This window comes from Streptomyces javensis (genome assembly GCF_039525925.1).
GTDB lineage: Bacteria > Actinomycetota > Actinomycetes > Streptomycetales > Streptomycetaceae > Streptomyces > Streptomyces asiaticus.
This window is the reverse complement of record NZ_BAAAIF010000060.1, coordinates 22,131-37,153: the sequence shown is the minus strand read 5'-3', so window position 1 is coordinate 37,153 and position 15,023 is coordinate 22,131. Positions and strand designations below refer to the sequence as shown.

At 71.6% G+C, this 15,023-nt stretch carries 17 protein-coding genes and 1 pseudogene; 7 read left to right on the top strand and 11 right to left on the bottom strand.

What is annotated here, in order from left to right; translation table 11 throughout:
* Nucleotides 1–4 precede the first annotated feature (4 nt).
* The 5 genes from rbsK (at nucleotide 5) to ABD329_RS36230 (ending at nucleotide 3,110) form a co-directional block, all read left to right on the top strand.
* The gene (gene rbsK, locus ABD329_RS36250) at nucleotides 5–931 is read left to right on the top strand and encodes a ribokinase (RefSeq protein WP_198278295.1); all 927 of its coding nucleotides are present in this window, start codon (nucleotides 5–7) and stop codon (nucleotides 929–931) included.
* A complete protein-coding gene (rbsD, locus tag ABD329_RS36245; RefSeq protein WP_198278296.1) occupies nucleotides 928–1,323 on the top strand; it encodes a D-ribose pyranase in 396 nt (131 codons plus the stop codon). The genes rbsK and rbsD overlap by 4 nt, the downstream gene beginning before the upstream one ends.
* 306 nt (nucleotides 1,324–1,629) lie before the next feature.
* Nucleotides 1,630–2,043 carry a hypothetical protein gene (locus tag ABD329_RS36240; protein ID WP_344317478.1) on the top strand — a complete coding sequence of 138 codons (414 nt, stop codon included), beginning with the start codon at nucleotides 1,630–1,632 and terminating at the stop codon, nucleotides 2,041–2,043.
* Nucleotides 2,044–2,112: 69 nt separating this feature from the next.
* On the top strand, nucleotides 2,113–2,745 hold the full coding sequence (locus ABD329_RS36235) for a SigE family RNA polymerase sigma factor (protein WP_198282439.1): 633 nt from the start codon (nucleotides 2,113–2,115) through the stop codon (nucleotides 2,743–2,745).
* Nucleotides 2,742–3,110 (top strand): hypothetical protein, encoded by a 369-nt coding sequence (locus ABD329_RS36230; protein ID WP_344317477.1) that lies wholly within the window; start codon nucleotides 2,742–2,744, stop codon nucleotides 3,108–3,110. Before ABD329_RS36235 ends, ABD329_RS36230 begins: the two co-directional genes overlap by 4 nt.
* A 42-nt stretch (nucleotides 3,111–3,152) precedes the next feature.
* Here the strand turns inward: ABD329_RS36230 and ABD329_RS36225 are convergent, their stop codons facing one another.
* The gene (locus ABD329_RS36225) at nucleotides 3,153–3,344 is read right to left on the bottom strand and encodes a hypothetical protein (protein WP_425574424.1); all 192 of its coding nucleotides are present in this window, start codon (nucleotides 3,342–3,344) and stop codon (nucleotides 3,153–3,155) included.
* 9 nt (nucleotides 3,345–3,353) lie between these two features.
* Here ABD329_RS36225 and ABD329_RS36220 point away from each other — a divergent pair, with 9 nt between their 5' ends.
* Complete coding sequence (locus ABD329_RS36220; protein WP_198276768.1) at nucleotides 3,354–3,491, top strand: hypothetical protein; 138 nt, start codon at nucleotides 3,354–3,356, stop codon at nucleotides 3,489–3,491.
* Nucleotides 3,492–3,501: 10 nt separating this feature from the next.
* On the opposite strand, the gene ABD329_RS36215 is transcribed toward ABD329_RS36220, so the two are convergent.
* Nucleotides 3,502–4,410 (bottom strand): LysR family transcriptional regulator, encoded by a 909-nt coding sequence (locus tag ABD329_RS36215; protein WP_020871177.1) that lies wholly within the window; start codon nucleotides 4,408–4,410, stop codon nucleotides 3,502–3,504.
* 286 nt (nucleotides 4,411–4,696) lie between these two features.
* Here ABD329_RS36215 and ABD329_RS36210 point away from each other — a divergent pair, with 286 nt between their 5' ends.
* The gene (locus ABD329_RS36210) at nucleotides 4,697–5,503 is read left to right on the top strand and encodes an SDR family NAD(P)-dependent oxidoreductase (protein ID WP_198276767.1); all 807 of its coding nucleotides are present in this window, start codon (nucleotides 4,697–4,699) and stop codon (nucleotides 5,501–5,503) included.
* Between the two features lie 40 nt (nucleotides 5,504–5,543).
* On the opposite strand, the pseudogene ABD329_RS36205 reads toward ABD329_RS36210, so the two are convergent.
* The 9 genes and pseudogenes from ABD329_RS36205 to ABD329_RS36165 form a co-directional block, all read right to left on the bottom strand.
* Nucleotides 5,544–5,759 (bottom strand): annotated as a pseudogene (locus ABD329_RS36205) (transposase); the annotation flags it as partial.
* Nucleotides 5,760–5,884: 125 nt separating this feature from the next.
* Nucleotides 5,885–6,718, bottom strand: coding sequence for a sugar phosphate isomerase/epimerase family protein (locus tag ABD329_RS36200; RefSeq protein WP_198276766.1), 834 nt, complete (start codon nucleotides 6,716–6,718; stop codon nucleotides 5,885–5,887).
* On the bottom strand, nucleotides 6,715–7,884 hold the full coding sequence (locus ABD329_RS36195; RefSeq protein ID WP_198276765.1) for a dihydrodipicolinate synthase family protein: 1,170 nt from the start codon (nucleotides 7,882–7,884) through the stop codon (nucleotides 6,715–6,717). Before ABD329_RS36195 ends, ABD329_RS36200 begins: the two co-directional genes overlap by 4 nt.
* 70 nt (nucleotides 7,885–7,954) lie before the next feature.
* Nucleotides 7,955–9,115, bottom strand: a complete 1,161-nt coding sequence (locus tag ABD329_RS36190) for a Gfo/Idh/MocA family protein (protein WP_198276764.1) — start codon at nucleotides 9,113–9,115, stop codon at nucleotides 7,955–7,957.
* A 115-nt stretch (nucleotides 9,116–9,230) separates the two neighbouring features.
* A complete protein-coding gene (locus ABD329_RS36185) occupies nucleotides 9,231–11,054 on the bottom strand; it encodes a hypothetical protein (protein ID WP_198276763.1) in 1,824 nt (607 codons plus the stop codon).
* A gap of 19 nt (nucleotides 11,055–11,073) precedes the next feature.
* Complete coding sequence (locus ABD329_RS36180) at nucleotides 11,074–11,661, bottom strand: hypothetical protein (protein WP_198276762.1); 588 nt, start codon at nucleotides 11,659–11,661, stop codon at nucleotides 11,074–11,076.
* Between the two features lie 6 nt (nucleotides 11,662–11,667).
* Complete coding sequence (locus tag ABD329_RS36175; protein ID WP_037953065.1) at nucleotides 11,668–12,540, bottom strand: carbohydrate ABC transporter permease; 873 nt, start codon at nucleotides 12,538–12,540, stop codon at nucleotides 11,668–11,670.
* Nucleotides 12,537–13,499 carry a carbohydrate ABC transporter permease gene (locus tag ABD329_RS36170; RefSeq protein ID WP_198276761.1) on the bottom strand — a complete coding sequence of 321 codons (963 nt, stop codon included), beginning with the start codon at nucleotides 13,497–13,499 and terminating at the stop codon, nucleotides 12,537–12,539. The genes ABD329_RS36175 and ABD329_RS36170 overlap by 4 nt, the downstream gene beginning before the upstream one ends.
* Nucleotides 13,496–14,785: an ABC transporter substrate-binding protein gene (locus ABD329_RS36165; protein ID WP_198276760.1), complete on the bottom strand. Its 1,290-nt coding sequence runs from the start codon at nucleotides 14,783–14,785 to the stop codon at nucleotides 13,496–13,498. Before ABD329_RS36165 ends, ABD329_RS36170 begins: the two co-directional genes overlap by 4 nt.
* Nucleotides 14,786–15,023: the final 238 nt, after the last annotated feature.

Here is a 15,023-nt window from a genome sequence, read left to right as displayed (position 1 = left end):
GCGGATGCACGACTACGACCTGCTGGTCGTGGGGTCGGCCAATGCCGATCTGGTGATCGGAGTCGACCGCCGCCCCGGGGCCGGGGAGACCGTCCTCGGGTCCGACCTGGTGGTCCACCCGGGCGGCAAGGGCGCCAACCAGGCCGTCGCCGCCGCCCGGCTGGGCGCCCGGACGGCCCTGCTGGCCCGGGTCGGCGACGACGACTACGGCCGGCTGCTGCTGGACTCGCAGCGGTCGGCCGGGGTCGACACGGCGGGCGTGCTGGTCGGCGGCGCGCCCACCGGGGTCGCGCTGATCACGGTGGACCCCTCGGGCGACAACAGCATCGTGGTCTCCCAGGGGGCCAACGCCCGGCTGACCCCCGACGATGTCCAGGCCTCGCTACGTCTGCTGGCCGCGGCGCGGGTGGTCTCCTTGCAGCTGGAGATCCCGCTGGAGTCGGTCGCCGAGGTGGTCCGTACGGCGGCCGCGGGCTTCGACGGCCGCCCCGGGCCGCGGGTGGTGCTCAACCCCTCGCCGGTCGCGCCGCTGCCCACCGATGTGCTGGCCGTCTGTGACCCCCTGGTGGTCAACGAGCACGAGGCGCGGTTCCTGCTGAGCGACGACTCGGTGGGCTCCTCCGACGACCCCGAGGAGTGGGCCGACGCCCTGCTCTCGCGCGGTCCGCGCTCGGTCGTGGTGACCCTGGGCGGCGAGGGCGCGCTGGTCGCCGATGGCGACCGTACGGTGCTCGTGCCCAGTCCCGCGGTGACGGCCGTGGACACCACGGGCGCCGGGGACGCCTTCACCGGCGCGCTCGCCTGGCGCCTCGGCGTGGGCGACGACCTGGTGACGGCGGTGCGGTTCGCGGTGCGCGTGGGCGCGGCCGCGGTGACCCGGGCCGGGGCGCAGGCGTCCTTCCCGAACGCCGAGGAGGTGGCGGCGCTGTGAAGCGGTCCGGGGTCCTCAACCGCCATCTGAGCGCGGGCATCGCGCTGTTGGGCCACACCGACACGGTGATGGTGTGCGACGCGGGCTTGCCGATACCGGACGGGCCGTTCGTGGTGGACCTCGCCTTCACGGCCGGGGTGCCGTCCTTCGAGCGGGTGCTCACCGGGCTGCTGGACGAGCTGGTGGTCGAACGGGCCACGGCGGCGCGGGAGGTACGCGACCACAACCCCGGGGCGACCGCCCTGCTCGACCGCCTCTTCCCGGCTCCCGCGCTGGAGCTGGTCCCGCACGAGGAGCTGAAGACGCTGACGGCGGGGGCGCGGCTGGTGGTCCGTACGGGCGAGGCGCGGCCGTACGCGAATGTGCTGCTGCGGTGCGGGGTGCCGTTCTGAGGGTGTGACGAGGGAGTGGTATTTCGAGGGGCCCGGCCGTGGTCCGGGCCCCTCGCTTTCCCCTCCCGAAGGCTCCCTCTGGAATCCCCCCCCGGAATCCCCCCCAGGAAGCCCGATGCCAGGTACGACCCGCAAAGGGCCGGAACGGTTGCACGGCGATCGGCGAAAGATTTTTCCGGCGCGCGACAACCTCGGGTGGGGCCGCACGTCTGGTGGGTTGAAGGCGGGCTCCGGAACGGGTCCTCGGATCCTCGGCGCACGCCTCGCCCATCAGCGTTCGCTCAATCCTTTCGGGAGTCGTTCCGTATGCAGCACGTCCGCGCCAAGAAGCCGAACCGCCGTCTGCGCCCCTGGATCGTGGGGGCGGCCGCCGGAGTCGCCCTGATCGTGGGCGGGGGCATCGCCGCCCAGGCGGCCACCTCCGACCACTCCCGCCCGGCCAAGCCGGCCCCGGCGGCGACCTCGAAGCCGGAGCCCACCAAGCCGCCCACCAGCGTGCCGGAGCCCACGAAGCCGCCGACCAGCAAGCCCGAGCCCACCAAGCCTCCGACCAGCAACCCGGAGCCCACCAAGCCCCCCACCAGCAAGCCCGAGCCGACCAAGCCCGCGCCCACGCTGCCGCCCACCACCGCGCCCGAGCCCACCAAGCCGGGGCCGACGCCGCCGCACACCAGCGTGCCGGAGCCCACCAAGCCCGCGCCCACCAAGGCCAGCCGCTAGCCCGACCACGGGTGGGGCGGGACCGGATCCGGAGCCGGTCCCGCCGCACCGATGAGGTGAACGAGGACGATGCAGCTCACCCTTGTCCTGCCCTGGTGGGCCCGGCTGCTCCGCCGTGCCCGGACGACCGCCTCGACGCCACCGGTGGAGACACCGCGCGCCGGGCGTCGGCTGCGGGCGCTGCGGCCGGTGGGCGGCCGGGGCGACGGCGAGCCCGGCCCGACCCTGGACGACCTGTACCGGGCCCGGCGGCTGGACATGATCCGGCTGGCGGTCTTCCTGGTGGACGACCTGCACACCGCCGAGGACGTCGTCCAGGACGCCTTCGCCGCCGTCTGCCGCCGGCACGGCTCACGGCTGGACAGCCTCCAGGACGCCCACGCCTATCTGCACACCGCCGTGGTCAACGCCGCCCGCTCGGTGCTGCGCCGACGGCGTACGGCACGCGCGTACACCCCGCCGTACCAGGGGCCGGGAGCGCCGGTGGACGAACCGCTGCTGCTCGCCGAGGAGCACCGCCAGGTCCTCGACGCGCTGGCGCGGCTCACCGCGCGCCAGCGCGAGGTGCTGGTGCTGCGCTACTGGTCGGAGCTGACCGAGGCCCAGATAGCCGAAACGCTGGGCGTCTCCCGAGGCACCGTGAAGTCGACCGCGAGCCGTGCGCTCGCCACCCTGGAAAAGCTGCTGGAGGCGGCCCGATGAGCACCCCCTCCCCCGTCGAGCCCATCGAGGAACGGCTGCGCACCGCGCTCGACGCCCGTGCGCGGCTCATCGACGCCCACGATCTGTCCCCGTACCGGCCTCCCACCGGCCCGGCCTGGGGCAGGCGGCGGGTCCGGCGGGTCGTATCCGCCGTCGCCGTGACGGTGGCGGCAGCGGCGGCCGTCGCCTTCCTGCTGCTCTCCGGCTCCCCGGAGCGCCCGCGTCCGGCACCGCCCGCGCGGGACCCCAGCACCTCCCCTCCGGCCACCTCGGTCCCGTCGACGCACGGCTCGCCCACGTCCGAGCCCTCCCCCACCTCACCTCCCGAAACCCCGCCCTCGACCTCCACGGCCACCCAGCGCTGACCGGCGGCCCCGCACGCGCTGGGTGATACGCCACGCTCTCGGTCAGTCCCGGGTAGCCCCCTCCGGCCAGATCACCCGAGACCGGACACCGGTGCGCTCGGCGTAGGCCACGACATCGGCCGTGCCGCCGTATCCGCGGGCCGGCTGCCCGTCCCACACAGCGACCAACTCGTCCACCAGACCCACCAGGATTTCGCTTCCGGCCATGTGCGCCTGGGAGTCCGACTCCGCCATGCCCGTGCGGTGGATGTCGGCGGCCTGCTGGATGAGACGGTCATAGGTCTGGTGGTCGTCGCCCGGGTCCCGGACAATGCGCAGATCGCCTTCGACGACGGCCGCCTGCGGCCCCTCCGGGACAAGCGCGCGGCCGACGACCAGTGAGGCCCTTGGCTCAGAGGGCGGTATGCGGGGCGAGGAGGCTGGTGCCGCACCAGTTCTGCTGACGGAGGTGGTCGAGCACGGCCGCCTCCGCCGAACCTGGGTGGCGGCGTGTACCGACGATGACGGGTTCGGTCAGGGAAGGCAGGAACGGGCGGGCTAGCTGTTCGAAGCTTTCGGGTACGGCCGATGCCGGAACCACGGTGACGCCCAAGCCCTGGGCTGCCAGTCGCACGGCGGTGGAGATCTGTGACGCTCGGGCCACCGTGGGCGGGCTGATGCCCGCGTCGGCGAGCAGGCGGGCGAGGTATTCGTCGAGCAGGCTGGCGCGGCGGAAGCGCACCCATCCCTGTGTCGCAAGGTCTGCCATGCGCAGGGCCCTGTCGCCGGCGAGGAGCGGGTGTCCCTCGGGCAGGACGGCGACGTAGGTCTCCTCGCCCAGGGGATGGATGTCGAAGGTGCAGCCGGTGGGGATGCGGTGGACGAGGACCATGTCGAGCGTTCCCTGGCGGGCCAGCCGTTCCATATCCGCTGGATCGGGCTCCTCGTGGAGAATGACCTGGAGTTTCGGGTGGCGGTGGCGGAGCCGGCCCAGTGCCAGAGGGAGCTGTCGTGCTCCCAGGCCCATGTGGACGGCGATGATGAGTTCACCGGCCAGTTCCCCGGAGGCGGCACGGGCAGCCAGGACGGCTCTGCGGGACGCGGTGGTCGCGATCTCTGCCTCGGCGAGGAAGGCGCGTCCGGCCATGGTCACTGTGACCCCGCCCGATGTCCGAGTGAACAGCTGCACACCGAGGTGCTTTTCCAGAGCGCCGATCTGCTGCGACAAGGACGGCTGCGTGACGCGCAGACGCTCAGCAGCCGCTGTCATGGAGCCTTCTTCGGCCACAGCCAGAGCGTATTCGTATTGCCGCAGGTTCATCCGCTTCCACTTTCCGGTGACATAGGCAATGCCAATCTCGCGTATGCGTTGACACTATTTGTCTCTATGTCTCGCGGATCCTACCGTGGTGCATGTCCGGTCGATCGCCGCCGCCGAAAGCGGTGGCCATCAGGGCGGGAGCCGGTACGGGCGTGCCTGCGAGAGGCCCGTGGCGGCGAGGCCGCCCGGCGGGTTCTGTTCGACAACGCATCGCCCCGATCCCGGGCGGTTGCCCCGGAGGCCCGCGTCACCCGGACGCTCACCAACATGGACGGGAGTGGCAATCATGGCAAATCAGACAGGTGTTGGCCGCGGCGACGGAGTATCGCCGAAGAACGCCGATTCGAGACTGGCGGGAAAGGTCGCGCTCGTGACGGGTGCTTCCAAGGGCATCGGGGCGGGCATCGCGCGGGAATTCGCTGCGGCCGGAGCGTCGGTCGTGGTCAACTACGCCTCCAGCGCCGCCGACGCCGAGCGGGTGGTGCAGGACATCCAGGCGCGAGGAGGGACCGCGATCGCCGTGCAGGGCGACGTGTCGGTGCCTGGGGATGTTGAGCGCCTCTTCGCCAGGACCGTAGACGCGTACGGCCGGTTCGACATCCTCGTCAACAATGCCGGTGTCTATCACCCACAGCCGCTGGAGACCGTCACGCAGCAGGAGATCGACCATCAGCTTTCCGTCAACGTGACCGGACCGATCCGTACGATCCAGGAAGCCCTTAAGTACTTCGGGTCCGACGGCGGGTCGGTCATCAACATCGGATCGCTGGACAGCGCCCGCGCGGTGCCGGGGATGTCGGTGTACGCCGCGACGAAGGGCGCCGTCGATGCCTTGACGCGAGTCCTGGCCGCCGAGCTCGGCCCTCGCGGGATCCGAGTGAACACCCTGGCCCCTGGCGGTGTGGAGACGGAAGGCATCCACGCGGCCGGTTTCATCGGCAGTGACGCCGAGACGGACATGATCGGGCGCACCCCCCTGGGCCGTATCGGTCAGCCCAAGGATCTGGCGCGGGCGGCGGTCTTCTTCGCCTCCGACGACGCCGCATGGGTCACCGGAGAGCGCCTCACCGCCTCTGGCGGCCTGCGAAGCTGACACACCCTGACAACGCCGGAGTCAGACCCGCTCCGGCGGGACGAAAGGCCGTCACGCCCGACAGGCCGAAGCCTGGTGGCAGTTGGTTCCAGGTACAGCCCGAGGTGGCCACGAAGATGATCGCGGCCAGCACCTCGCGGTCCCCCCGCCGACGATGCCCTCCACCCTGCGGGCGGACCGGCGCCGGCGGCACCACCCACTGGAACAACGTCCACAGGTCTTCCGGTGCCATCCGCTCGACAAGCGCGGCAGTCATCACTCCAGACCGACGCGAGCTCACGCCAACCGAAATGGCGTTTCAACACCGTCTCAGGACTCCCCGCGCCGGGGTGCGTTCGGCCGCCTGGACGCACGCCTGCCCCACACACCCCGCAGCAGCCCCTACAGCACCAGCGTCCGGTACCGGTCGGCGACCTCCGCCAGGACCTCCGCACCGTCCCGGGCCCATAGGTCCGGGTTGAAGATCTCCACCTCGATCGGACCGGTGTAGCCCGTCGCGTCGACCCGCTCGCGGAACCAGCGGAAGTCCACCGAGCCGTCGCCGAGTTGGCCCCGGCCCAGCAGGACGCCCTCCGGCAGCGGGGTGACCCAGTCGGCGAGCTGGAAGGCGGCGATGCGGCCGCCCGCGCCCGCGCGGGCGATCTGGGCCGCGACGGTGTCGTCCCACCACAGGTGGTAGGTGTCCACGACCACGCCCACCTGCTCCGCCGGGAAGCGCTCGGCCAGGTCGAGGGCCTGGGCGAGGGTGGAGACCACGCAGCGGTCGGACGCGTACATGGGGTGCAGGGGCTCGATGGCCAGGCGGACGCCGTGGTCGGCGGCGTACGGGGCGAGCTCACCCAGCGCGTCGGCGATGCGCTCGCGGGCGGCGAAGAGGTCGCGGCTGCCGGTCGGGAGGCCGCCGGAGACCAGGACCAGGGTGTCGGTGCCCAGGGTGGCGGCCTCGTCGATGGCCCGGCGGTTGTCGGCCAGGGCCGTGGCGCGCGCCTCGGGCTCGCTCGCGGTGAAGAAGCCGCCCCGGCACAGGCTGGTGACCGTCAGGCCCGCGCCGCGCACCAGCTCGGCGGCGGCCGCCACGCCGTACTTCTGGACCGGTTCGCGCCACAGGCCCACGCCGGTGACGCCCGCCTTGGCGCAGCCCTCCGCCAGCTCGGGCAGCGACCACTGCTTGATCGTTTCCTGGTTGAGGCTCAGCCGGGGCACAACGGGGCTCATTGGGTGACTCCGTACACGGACAGCAGGTGTTTCATACGGGACTCCGCCAGCGCCGGGTCCGGGAACAGGCCCAGCCCGTCCGCCAGTTCGTACGCCCGCGCCAGATGCGGCAGCGAACGGGCCGACTGGAGGCCGCCGACCATGGTGAAGTGCGACTGGTGGCCCGTCAGCCAGGCCAGCAGCACCACACCCGTCTTGTAGTAGCGAGTCGGGGTCTGGAAGAGGTGGCGGGAGAGTTCCACGGTGGGGTCCAGCAGTGCGCGGAAGGCCCCCACATCGCCGGTGTCGAGCCTGCGCACGGCCTCCGCCGCCAGCGGGCCCAGCGGGTCGAAGATGCCGAGCAGGGCGTGGCTGAAGCCCCGGTCGTCGCCCGCGATCAGCTCCGGGTAGTTGAAGTCGTCGCCCGTGTAGCAGCGCACCCCGTCCGGCAGCTTGCGCCGCAGGTCGATCTCGCGCTGGGCGTCGAGCAGGGAAACCTTGATGCCGTCGACCTTGTCGGGGTGGGCGGCGATGACGTCGAGGAAGGTACGGGTGGCGGCGTCCAGGTCGGTGCTGCCCCAGTAGCCCTCCAGGGCCGGGTCGAACATCGGGCCCAGCCAGTGCAGGATCACCGGCTCGGCGGACTGGCGCAGCAGATGGCCGTAGACCTCGAGGTAGTCCTCGGGGCCCTTGGCCACGGCGCACAGGGCGCGCGAGGCCATCAGGATGGCCTGGGCGCCGGACTCCTCGCAGACGGCCAGCTGCTCCTCGTACGCCGCCCGGACCTCGTCCAGGCCGTACGGATAGCCGATCTCGGTGGCGGACAGCTGGTCGGTGCCCACTCCGCAGGCGATCCGGCCGCCGACCGCCTTCGCCTCGGCCGCCGAGCGGCGGATCAGCTCGGCGGCGCCCGCCCAGTCCAGGCCCATACCGCGCTGGGCGGTGTCCATGGCCTCGGCCACGCCCAGCCCGTGGGACCACAGATGGCGGCGGAAGGCCAGGGTGGCGTCCCAGTCCACGGCGGCCGGGCCGTCGGGGGTCACATCGGCGTACGGGTCGGCGACCACATGGGCGGCCGAGAAGACGACGCGGGAGGTGAAGGGGGCCCCGGGGTCCGTCGACAGCGGCTCGGTGCGGGGTTCGTAGGGGCGGGTCGTACCGCCCGGCGCGGGAAGGTGGATGGTCACAGGCTCAGCTCCGGTACGTCCAGGCGGTGGAGGGTCAGGCTCAGCTCCAGTACGTCCAGGCAGTGGAGGGTCACAGGCTCAGCTCCGGTACGTCCAGACGGCGGCCCTCCGCCGACGACTTCAGGCCCAGCTCGGCGAGCTGGACGCCGCGCGCGCCGGCCAGCAGGTCCCAGCGCCAGGACTCGTCGAGCGCGACATGGCGCAGGAAGAGCTCCCACTGCGCCTTGAAGCCGTTGTCGAACTCCTCGTTGTCCGGCACCTGCTGCCACTGGTCGCGGAACGCCTCGGTGGCGGGCAGATCGGGGTTCCAGACCGGCTTGGGGGTGTGCGAGCGGTGCTGGACGCGGCAGTTGCGCAGCCCCGCGACGGCCGAGCCCTCGGTGCCGTCGACCTGGAACTCCACCAGCTCGTCGCGGTTCACCCGGACCGCCCAGGAGGAGTTGATCTGGGCGATGACGCCGCCCTCGAGCTGGAAGACCCCGTAGGCCGAGTCGTCGGCGGTGGCCTCGTACGGCTTGCCGCGCTCGTCCCAGCGGGTCGGGATGTGGGTGGCGGCCTGCGCCTGGACGGTACGCACGGGGCCGAACAGCTCGTGCAGCACATACTCCCAGTGCGGGAACATGTCGGAGACGATGCCGCCGCCGTCCTCGGCGCGGTAGTTCCAGGAGGGCCGCTGGGCGGCCTGCCAGTCGCCCTCGAAGACCCAGTAGCCGAACTCCCCGCGTACGGAAAGGATTCTGCCGAAGAAGCCGCCGTCGATGAGGCGCTTCAGCTTCAGCAGCCCCGGCAGGAAGATCTTGTCCTGGACCACCCCGTGCTTGACGCCCGCCGCCTCGGCGAGCCGGGCCAGCTCCAGGGCTCCCTCCAGACCGGTGGCGGTCGGCTTCTCGGTGTAGATGTGCTTGCCCGCCGCGACGGCCTTCTTGATGGCCTCCTCGCGGGCGGCGGTGACCTGCGCATCGAAGTAGATGTCGACGCCGTCGTCCGCGAGCACGGCGTCCAGGTCGGTCGAGACGTCCGCGACCGGGTCGAGGCCGTGGCGCTCGGCGATCTCCTTGAGCGCGTGCTCCCGGCGGCCGACGAGCAGCGGCTCGGGCCAGAGCACGGTGCCGTCGCCGAGGTCCAGGCCGCCCTGTTCGCGAAGGGCGAGGAGAGAGCGGACGAGGTGCTGGCGGTAGCCCATCCGGCCGGTCACACCGTTCATGGCGATCCGCACTGTCTTGCGTGTCACGTGGGTTCTTCTCCTCACCGCGAGTGATAGTAAGCGCTTTCTAAGGCTCAACGCTAGCCGCCCCGCCCCACCCCTGTACAGAGGACCGAACACAGGGGCGGGGGCGGTCAGCGCTTCAGCGCAGTGTCAGCCGGTAGCGCAGCGGCGAACGCCCGGTGATCAGGACGCGCTGTCCCGCCGGGGTCAGATCGCCGCCCATCCAGCTGTAGCGCTCGCCGGAGTCCACGACGGCGGGCTGGCGGGGGCCGCTGCCGTTGCCGGGCCCGAAGGTGATCACGTCATCGCCGGACGTATAGGTCCCGTACCCCTTGACCAGCTGATACGTGTCCTTCTGGCCGGGCACGGGGTCGACCCCGGTCAGCTTTCCGCCAGAGCGGAAGCACAGTTCGAGGGCGAGCGGGACCTCGGACTCGCCGATCTCGACGTCCAGGTTCCAGCCGCCGTCGGCCTCCGCGATCCGCACCTCGGTGCGCAGGGTGCGCCACTCCTTCGGGCGGTGCGGGAAGTCCATCGCGGACCAGAACCGGCCGTCGTCGGTCAGCGGATACCGCCCGTCGGGACGCCGGTGCTGGGGCGGCAGCGGGAGGTGGAACCCGGCCCGCACCTCGGCCCACAGCCGCCAGCCGTCCGCCGTGCGCGCCACGTCCTCGGCCCGGAAGTGGCCGAGCGAGAAGAACTGCGGGGACAGCCGGAGCGAGTCCAGGATGGCCGCGCCCTTGCGCCACTTGAAGAACGTCGGGTTGGTGGACAGACCCGAGGAGATCGCGTGGACATCGGGGAAGTCGGTGCCGCCGAAGATCGTGGTCCGGGTCCTCCCCCTGGCGATCCGGACCAGCCCGCAGTCCTTGTCGCGCCAGGTGAACTCGTCCGGAACCCCGGTGGCCTCGGGCAGCGGCGCGGCCAGCTCCGGATGGTCCAGCACCTCGGCCAGGAAGTCCCCGAGCGGGGTCTCGTCGAAGGTCTGGTCCGCTCCGCGCCGCTGGATGGTGGCGGACACGTCGGCGAACCGCCCGTCCCGCTCCCGCAGCGCCAGGGCCCGGAACTGCATCCAGTACTCGGACAGATGCTTGAGGGTCTTCTGGTCCTGGCGGCGCGAATGCACCGTCTCCACCTCGCCGTCGGGCTCCAGGAGGTGGAGGGTGGCGTCCAGGTTGCGGCGTACGTGCGCGTAGAGGGCCGGGCGCTCGGTGAGCCGGGCCAGGGTCAGCAGCGAGGGGTTGGTGACGATGGGCGCGTAGGTGGCGCTGCGCTCGCTGTACTGGCCGCTGTCGTACTGGTCGACGCCCTCGGCCAGCCAGGCGTCGATACGGCGGGTGTAGCGGGCGTCGGGCCAGAAGGAGTTGATCCGGGCCAGCGCGGCGCACACCTTCCAGCGGTGGTTGGGGGTGTGCACCCCGCCGGTGGACAGGCCCTTGCCCGCCTTGAGCAGGATCTTCTTCAGGGTGGCGCGGATCGCCCGGGTACCGGTGTGGCCGTCCGCGTCCAGCAGCCCGTACACCAGCCCCAGATCGACGATCGAGAAGGCGGTGTCCGGGGGCGAGTGGACCGCGCCCTGGTCGTAGAGGCCGTCGTCGAACTGAGCGGCGGCCAGCGCGTCCACGAGCCGGGTCATCGGCGCGAGCAGCGCGCCGTCGTGGTGGTGGGCGGCGTCGCCCCAGACGTGGACGGAGGTGAGCAGCCGCAGGCTGCGGGCGGCGGGGCGGGCCTGGCCGAGGTTGTTCAGCTGGCCCAGGACCGTATCGACCCCGTCCGCCACCTCGGCCACCCGGGCGTCGGCCGCCTCGGTGAGCAGGGCCAGGAACGGCTTGTCGACCCGGCCCCCGGCCGAGGCACCACCCGGGGCTGCCTCGGCCGAGGCGCCGCCCGGGGCGCCGACGGCCAGCAGTCCGCCCGCCACGGCGGTCCCGGCGAGCAAGTGACGGCGGGGCAGGGGTGTCATCGGTGGTGCTCCGTTGCTCTCATAGGTGGTGCTCCGTGGCTCGGGCCGCCAGGGCGAGGGGGCCGGGGACGAGGAAGGCGAGTGGCGGATAGGCCCAGGCGCAGACGGCGGCGGTGGCCACGGCCAGCAGCAGTACCCCGCTCCCCCGGGGCCCGCGCACGCTGTCGTACGCCGCCGAGCGCAGCGCCACCCGCCAGCTCGTCGCCGACTCGGGGCGGGCGCAGGCCCGCAGCAGCACGACCGCGAGCAGCCCGCCCGCGATCAGCAGGACGGGCCGGAAGACCACCGCGCCCGGCAGCCCCGCCCCCGCCGCCAGCGCGTTGAACAGCAGCAGGGCGCCGCCGGCCAGCAGCCCCGCCCCGGCCAGCAGGTCGCCGGTGCGCAGCCGGGCTCGCAGGGCGCGGAGGTAGCCGCCCGCGGTGGCGGGGGCGTCCTCCCGTACCCGCCGGTCGAGGACGGCGCAGGCCGTGGACATGGCGGCGGGGGCGGTGATCAGCGGGAGCGAGGCGGCGGCGGTGGCCAGGCCCACCGCCAGGACATCGGCGAAGAGGGCGAAGCGGGGGCCGGTCAGCTCGCCCGGTTCACGGGTGGTCGCGGAGGACGGCATGGCGTCTCATCCCTTCAATCCGGAGCTCGCCATGCCCTCGACCAGGAACCGCTGGAAGGCCAGGAAGAAGAGCACGATGGGCAGCAGCGCGAACACCGACATCGCGAACATCGGGCCGAAGGCCGACTGGCTGGAGGCGTCCACGAAGGACCGCAGGGCCAGGGTCAGGGTGAACTTCTCCGGCTCGAAGAGATAGATGAGCTGGGTGAAGAAGTCGTTCCAGGTCCAGATGAAGGTGAAGATCGCGGTGGTGATCAGCGCGGGCCTGGTCAGCGGCAGGATGACGCTGAAGAACGAGCGGAACGGCCCGCAGCCGTCGATCCGCGCCGCCTCCTCCAGCTCACGCGGCAGTCCGCGCATGAACTGCACGATGAGGAAGACGAAGAAGGCGTCGGTGGCCAGGAACTTCGGCAGGATCATCGGCCAGTAGGTGTTCACCATGCCGAGCTGGTTGAAGATGATGTACTGCGGAATGAGGATGGCGTGGTGCGGCAGCATGATCGTCGCGATCATGAACGCGAAGAGCGGGCCCCGCATCCGGAACCGCAGCCGCGCGAAGGCGTACGCGGCGAGCGAGCAGCTGATGACGTTGCCGAGCACCGCGCCGCACGCGATGAGCAGCGAGTTCCACAGCAGCCGTCCGACGCTGACCTCGTTGACCCCGTCCAGCGCGGTGGAGTAGTTGCCCCATTCGAAGTGGCTGGGCAGCAGCTTGAGGCTGGCGATGACCTCGTCGGCGGGTTTGAACGAGGTGGCCAGCAGCCAGGCCAGCGGATAGAGCATCACCAGCAGCACGGCGATCAGGCAGATGTGCAGCACGATCCGGCCGGTGGGGCGCCGCCGCGCCGCCGGGGCGGTGGTGATCGGGGCGGTGGTCATCGGGCCCCCTCGTTGTTGTCGTTGGCGTAGAAGACCCAGGCCCGGGAGGTGCGGAAGAGCACCGCGGTGACGACCCCGATGGCCAGCAGCAGCGCCCACGCCATGGCGGAGGCGTAGCCCATGTGGGAGGCGGTGAAGCCGCGGTCGTAGAGGTAGAGCGTGTAGACGAGCGTGGAGTCGGCGGGTCCGCCCTTGCCCGCGCTGACCGCGAAGGCGGGGGTGAAGACCTGGAACGCCTGGATCATCTGGAGCACCAGGTTGAAGAAGAGCACCGGGGAGAGCATCGGGATGGTGATCGAGCGGAACTGCCGCCACCAGGAGGCCCCGTCCACCGCGGCCGCCTCGTAGAGCTCGACGGGTATCTGCTGGAGCCCGGCCAGGAAGATCACCATGGGCGCGCCGAACTGCCAGATGGTGAGCAGCGCGACCGACAGGATGGCCCAGCCCGGTTTGTTGATCCAGCCGCCGATGTCGATGCCCATGCCGGAGAGCAGGTTGTCGACCGAGCCGCCGTCGTTGAAGATCGCCCGCCAGACCAGGGCGATGGACATCGACGCGCCGAGCAGCGAGGGGGCGTAGAACGCCGAGCGGTAGAAGCCCTTGCCGCGCTTGACCGACTTCAGCGCGATCGCGACGGTCAGCGCCAGCAGGAGCTGGAGCGGCACCGCGATCACGACGTAGGTCAGGGTGGTGATGACCGACCGCCAGTAGCGGGGGTCCTCGGTGAACATCTGGGTGTAGTTGCGGAAGCCGATCCACCGGGGCGCGTCGAACATGTCGTAGTCGGTGAACGACAGATACAGGGACACGGCCATGGGCAGCAGCGTCAGCACGGCGGCGCCGAGCACCCATGGGGACAGGAACACCCAGGCGGCCCCCTGCCGCTCACGCTTGGGCGCCCGCTTGGCGCCGGTGGCGGGGGGCGCGGCGTCCGGGGGGCGGGTCGCGGTCGCGGTCATTGCCTCAGCTCCGCCTTCGCCTCGGTGATGTAGTTCTCCGCCGCCTCACGCGGCGACATGCGCTCGTAAGCGACCTGGTCGTAGTCGCGGGAGAAGGTGGACTGCAAGGAGGCGTCACCCTTGGGCGGCGCGGGCGGCGGGTCCTTGAGCTTGCCCTCGAACTGCTTCTGGTAGGTGGAGATGACCTGGTCGAAGCCCTCCAGCTTGGGCAGTACGTCCTGCCGGATGGCGTCGTTGGCCGGGATGCCGCGGGTGGCGCCGAGGATGGCGCCCGCCTTCTTGTCGTTGAGCAGGAAGTCGATGAACTGGGCCGCCTGCTCGGGGTGTGCGGTCTTGGCCGAGGCGCCGAAGAACATCGACGGTTTGAAGTACTGCCCGGGGGTGCCGTCCTCGCCCACCGGCAGCGGCGCCAGCTTCAGCCCCTCGCCGACGATGGGCGCGAAGCCGCTGGAGGGGGCGTCCCAGTTGAAGTCGGATACGGACTTGAGCCGGCCCAGCGGGGTGTTCTCCACCGTCCCGTCCATCTGGGTGGTCTGCTCGGCGGGCACGACCGCGCCCTCCTTGCGGAGCCCCGTGCACCACTCCCAGTAGCGGGTCAGGTCGTCGGCGGTGAAGCCGAGCTTCTCGTCCTTGGTGTAGAGGGACTTGCCCCGGCTCCGCAGCCAGATCTCGAAGACGTCCTCGCTCTGGCCCGGGTCGGTGGAGCCGAGCCGCCCCTTGGTCGCCTTGGACGCCGAGAGCTTGCGCATGGCGTCGGCCCAGTCGTCCCAGGTCCAGGTCAGGGTGGGTGCGGGGACGCCCGCCTCGCGCCACAGCGCGGCGTCGTACGCCACCGTCTCGGTGCCGCGGGCCACCGGGAGCGCGTACTGCTTGCCGTCGACCACGCCGGTGGCCAGCAGCCCCTTGTCGATCTCCGCGGTGCGCAGCTCGGAGTACTTGCCGAGGTCCAGCAGGATGCCGGAGGTCGCGTACTGGTTGATCTGCCGGTAGTCCAGCTGCATCACATCGGGGGCGTCACCGCCCGCCGCCTGGGTGGCCAGCTTCGCCTTGTAGGTGTCGAAGCCCGCGAAGGACGTCGCGATGTCGATGTCGGGGTGGCGCTGCTCGAAGAGCTTGACGGCCTGCTCGGTGCGGGCGGCCCGGTCGGGGTTTCCCCACCAGGTGAACCGCAGGCTGACCTTGCCGCCCGAGCCGCCGCCGCCATCGCCGCCGCAGCCCGTGAGGGTCCCTGCGAGCGTGAGCACAAGGGCCAGGGCGCAGGACCTCGTTGTCCTCTTTCCGCGCATACCGGAGCCGACCTCCCTCCATGATCATTTCGTTGAGCGTGCGTGGTGGTGCCTAAGCTCTGCTGGAAGTGTCGCAATGGGTCGTCGGCCGACCGCGGCGCCGTCGTGGCTGGTCGCGCCCGCGCGGCGGAGCCGCATATCGATACAGCCCCGCGCCCCTTCGGGGCGCCTCCCAGCGGTAGCTGGGGGCGCCGTGCCAGGCGTCGCGAGCCCGCGAAGGTCCGCCGGACATGGCCCA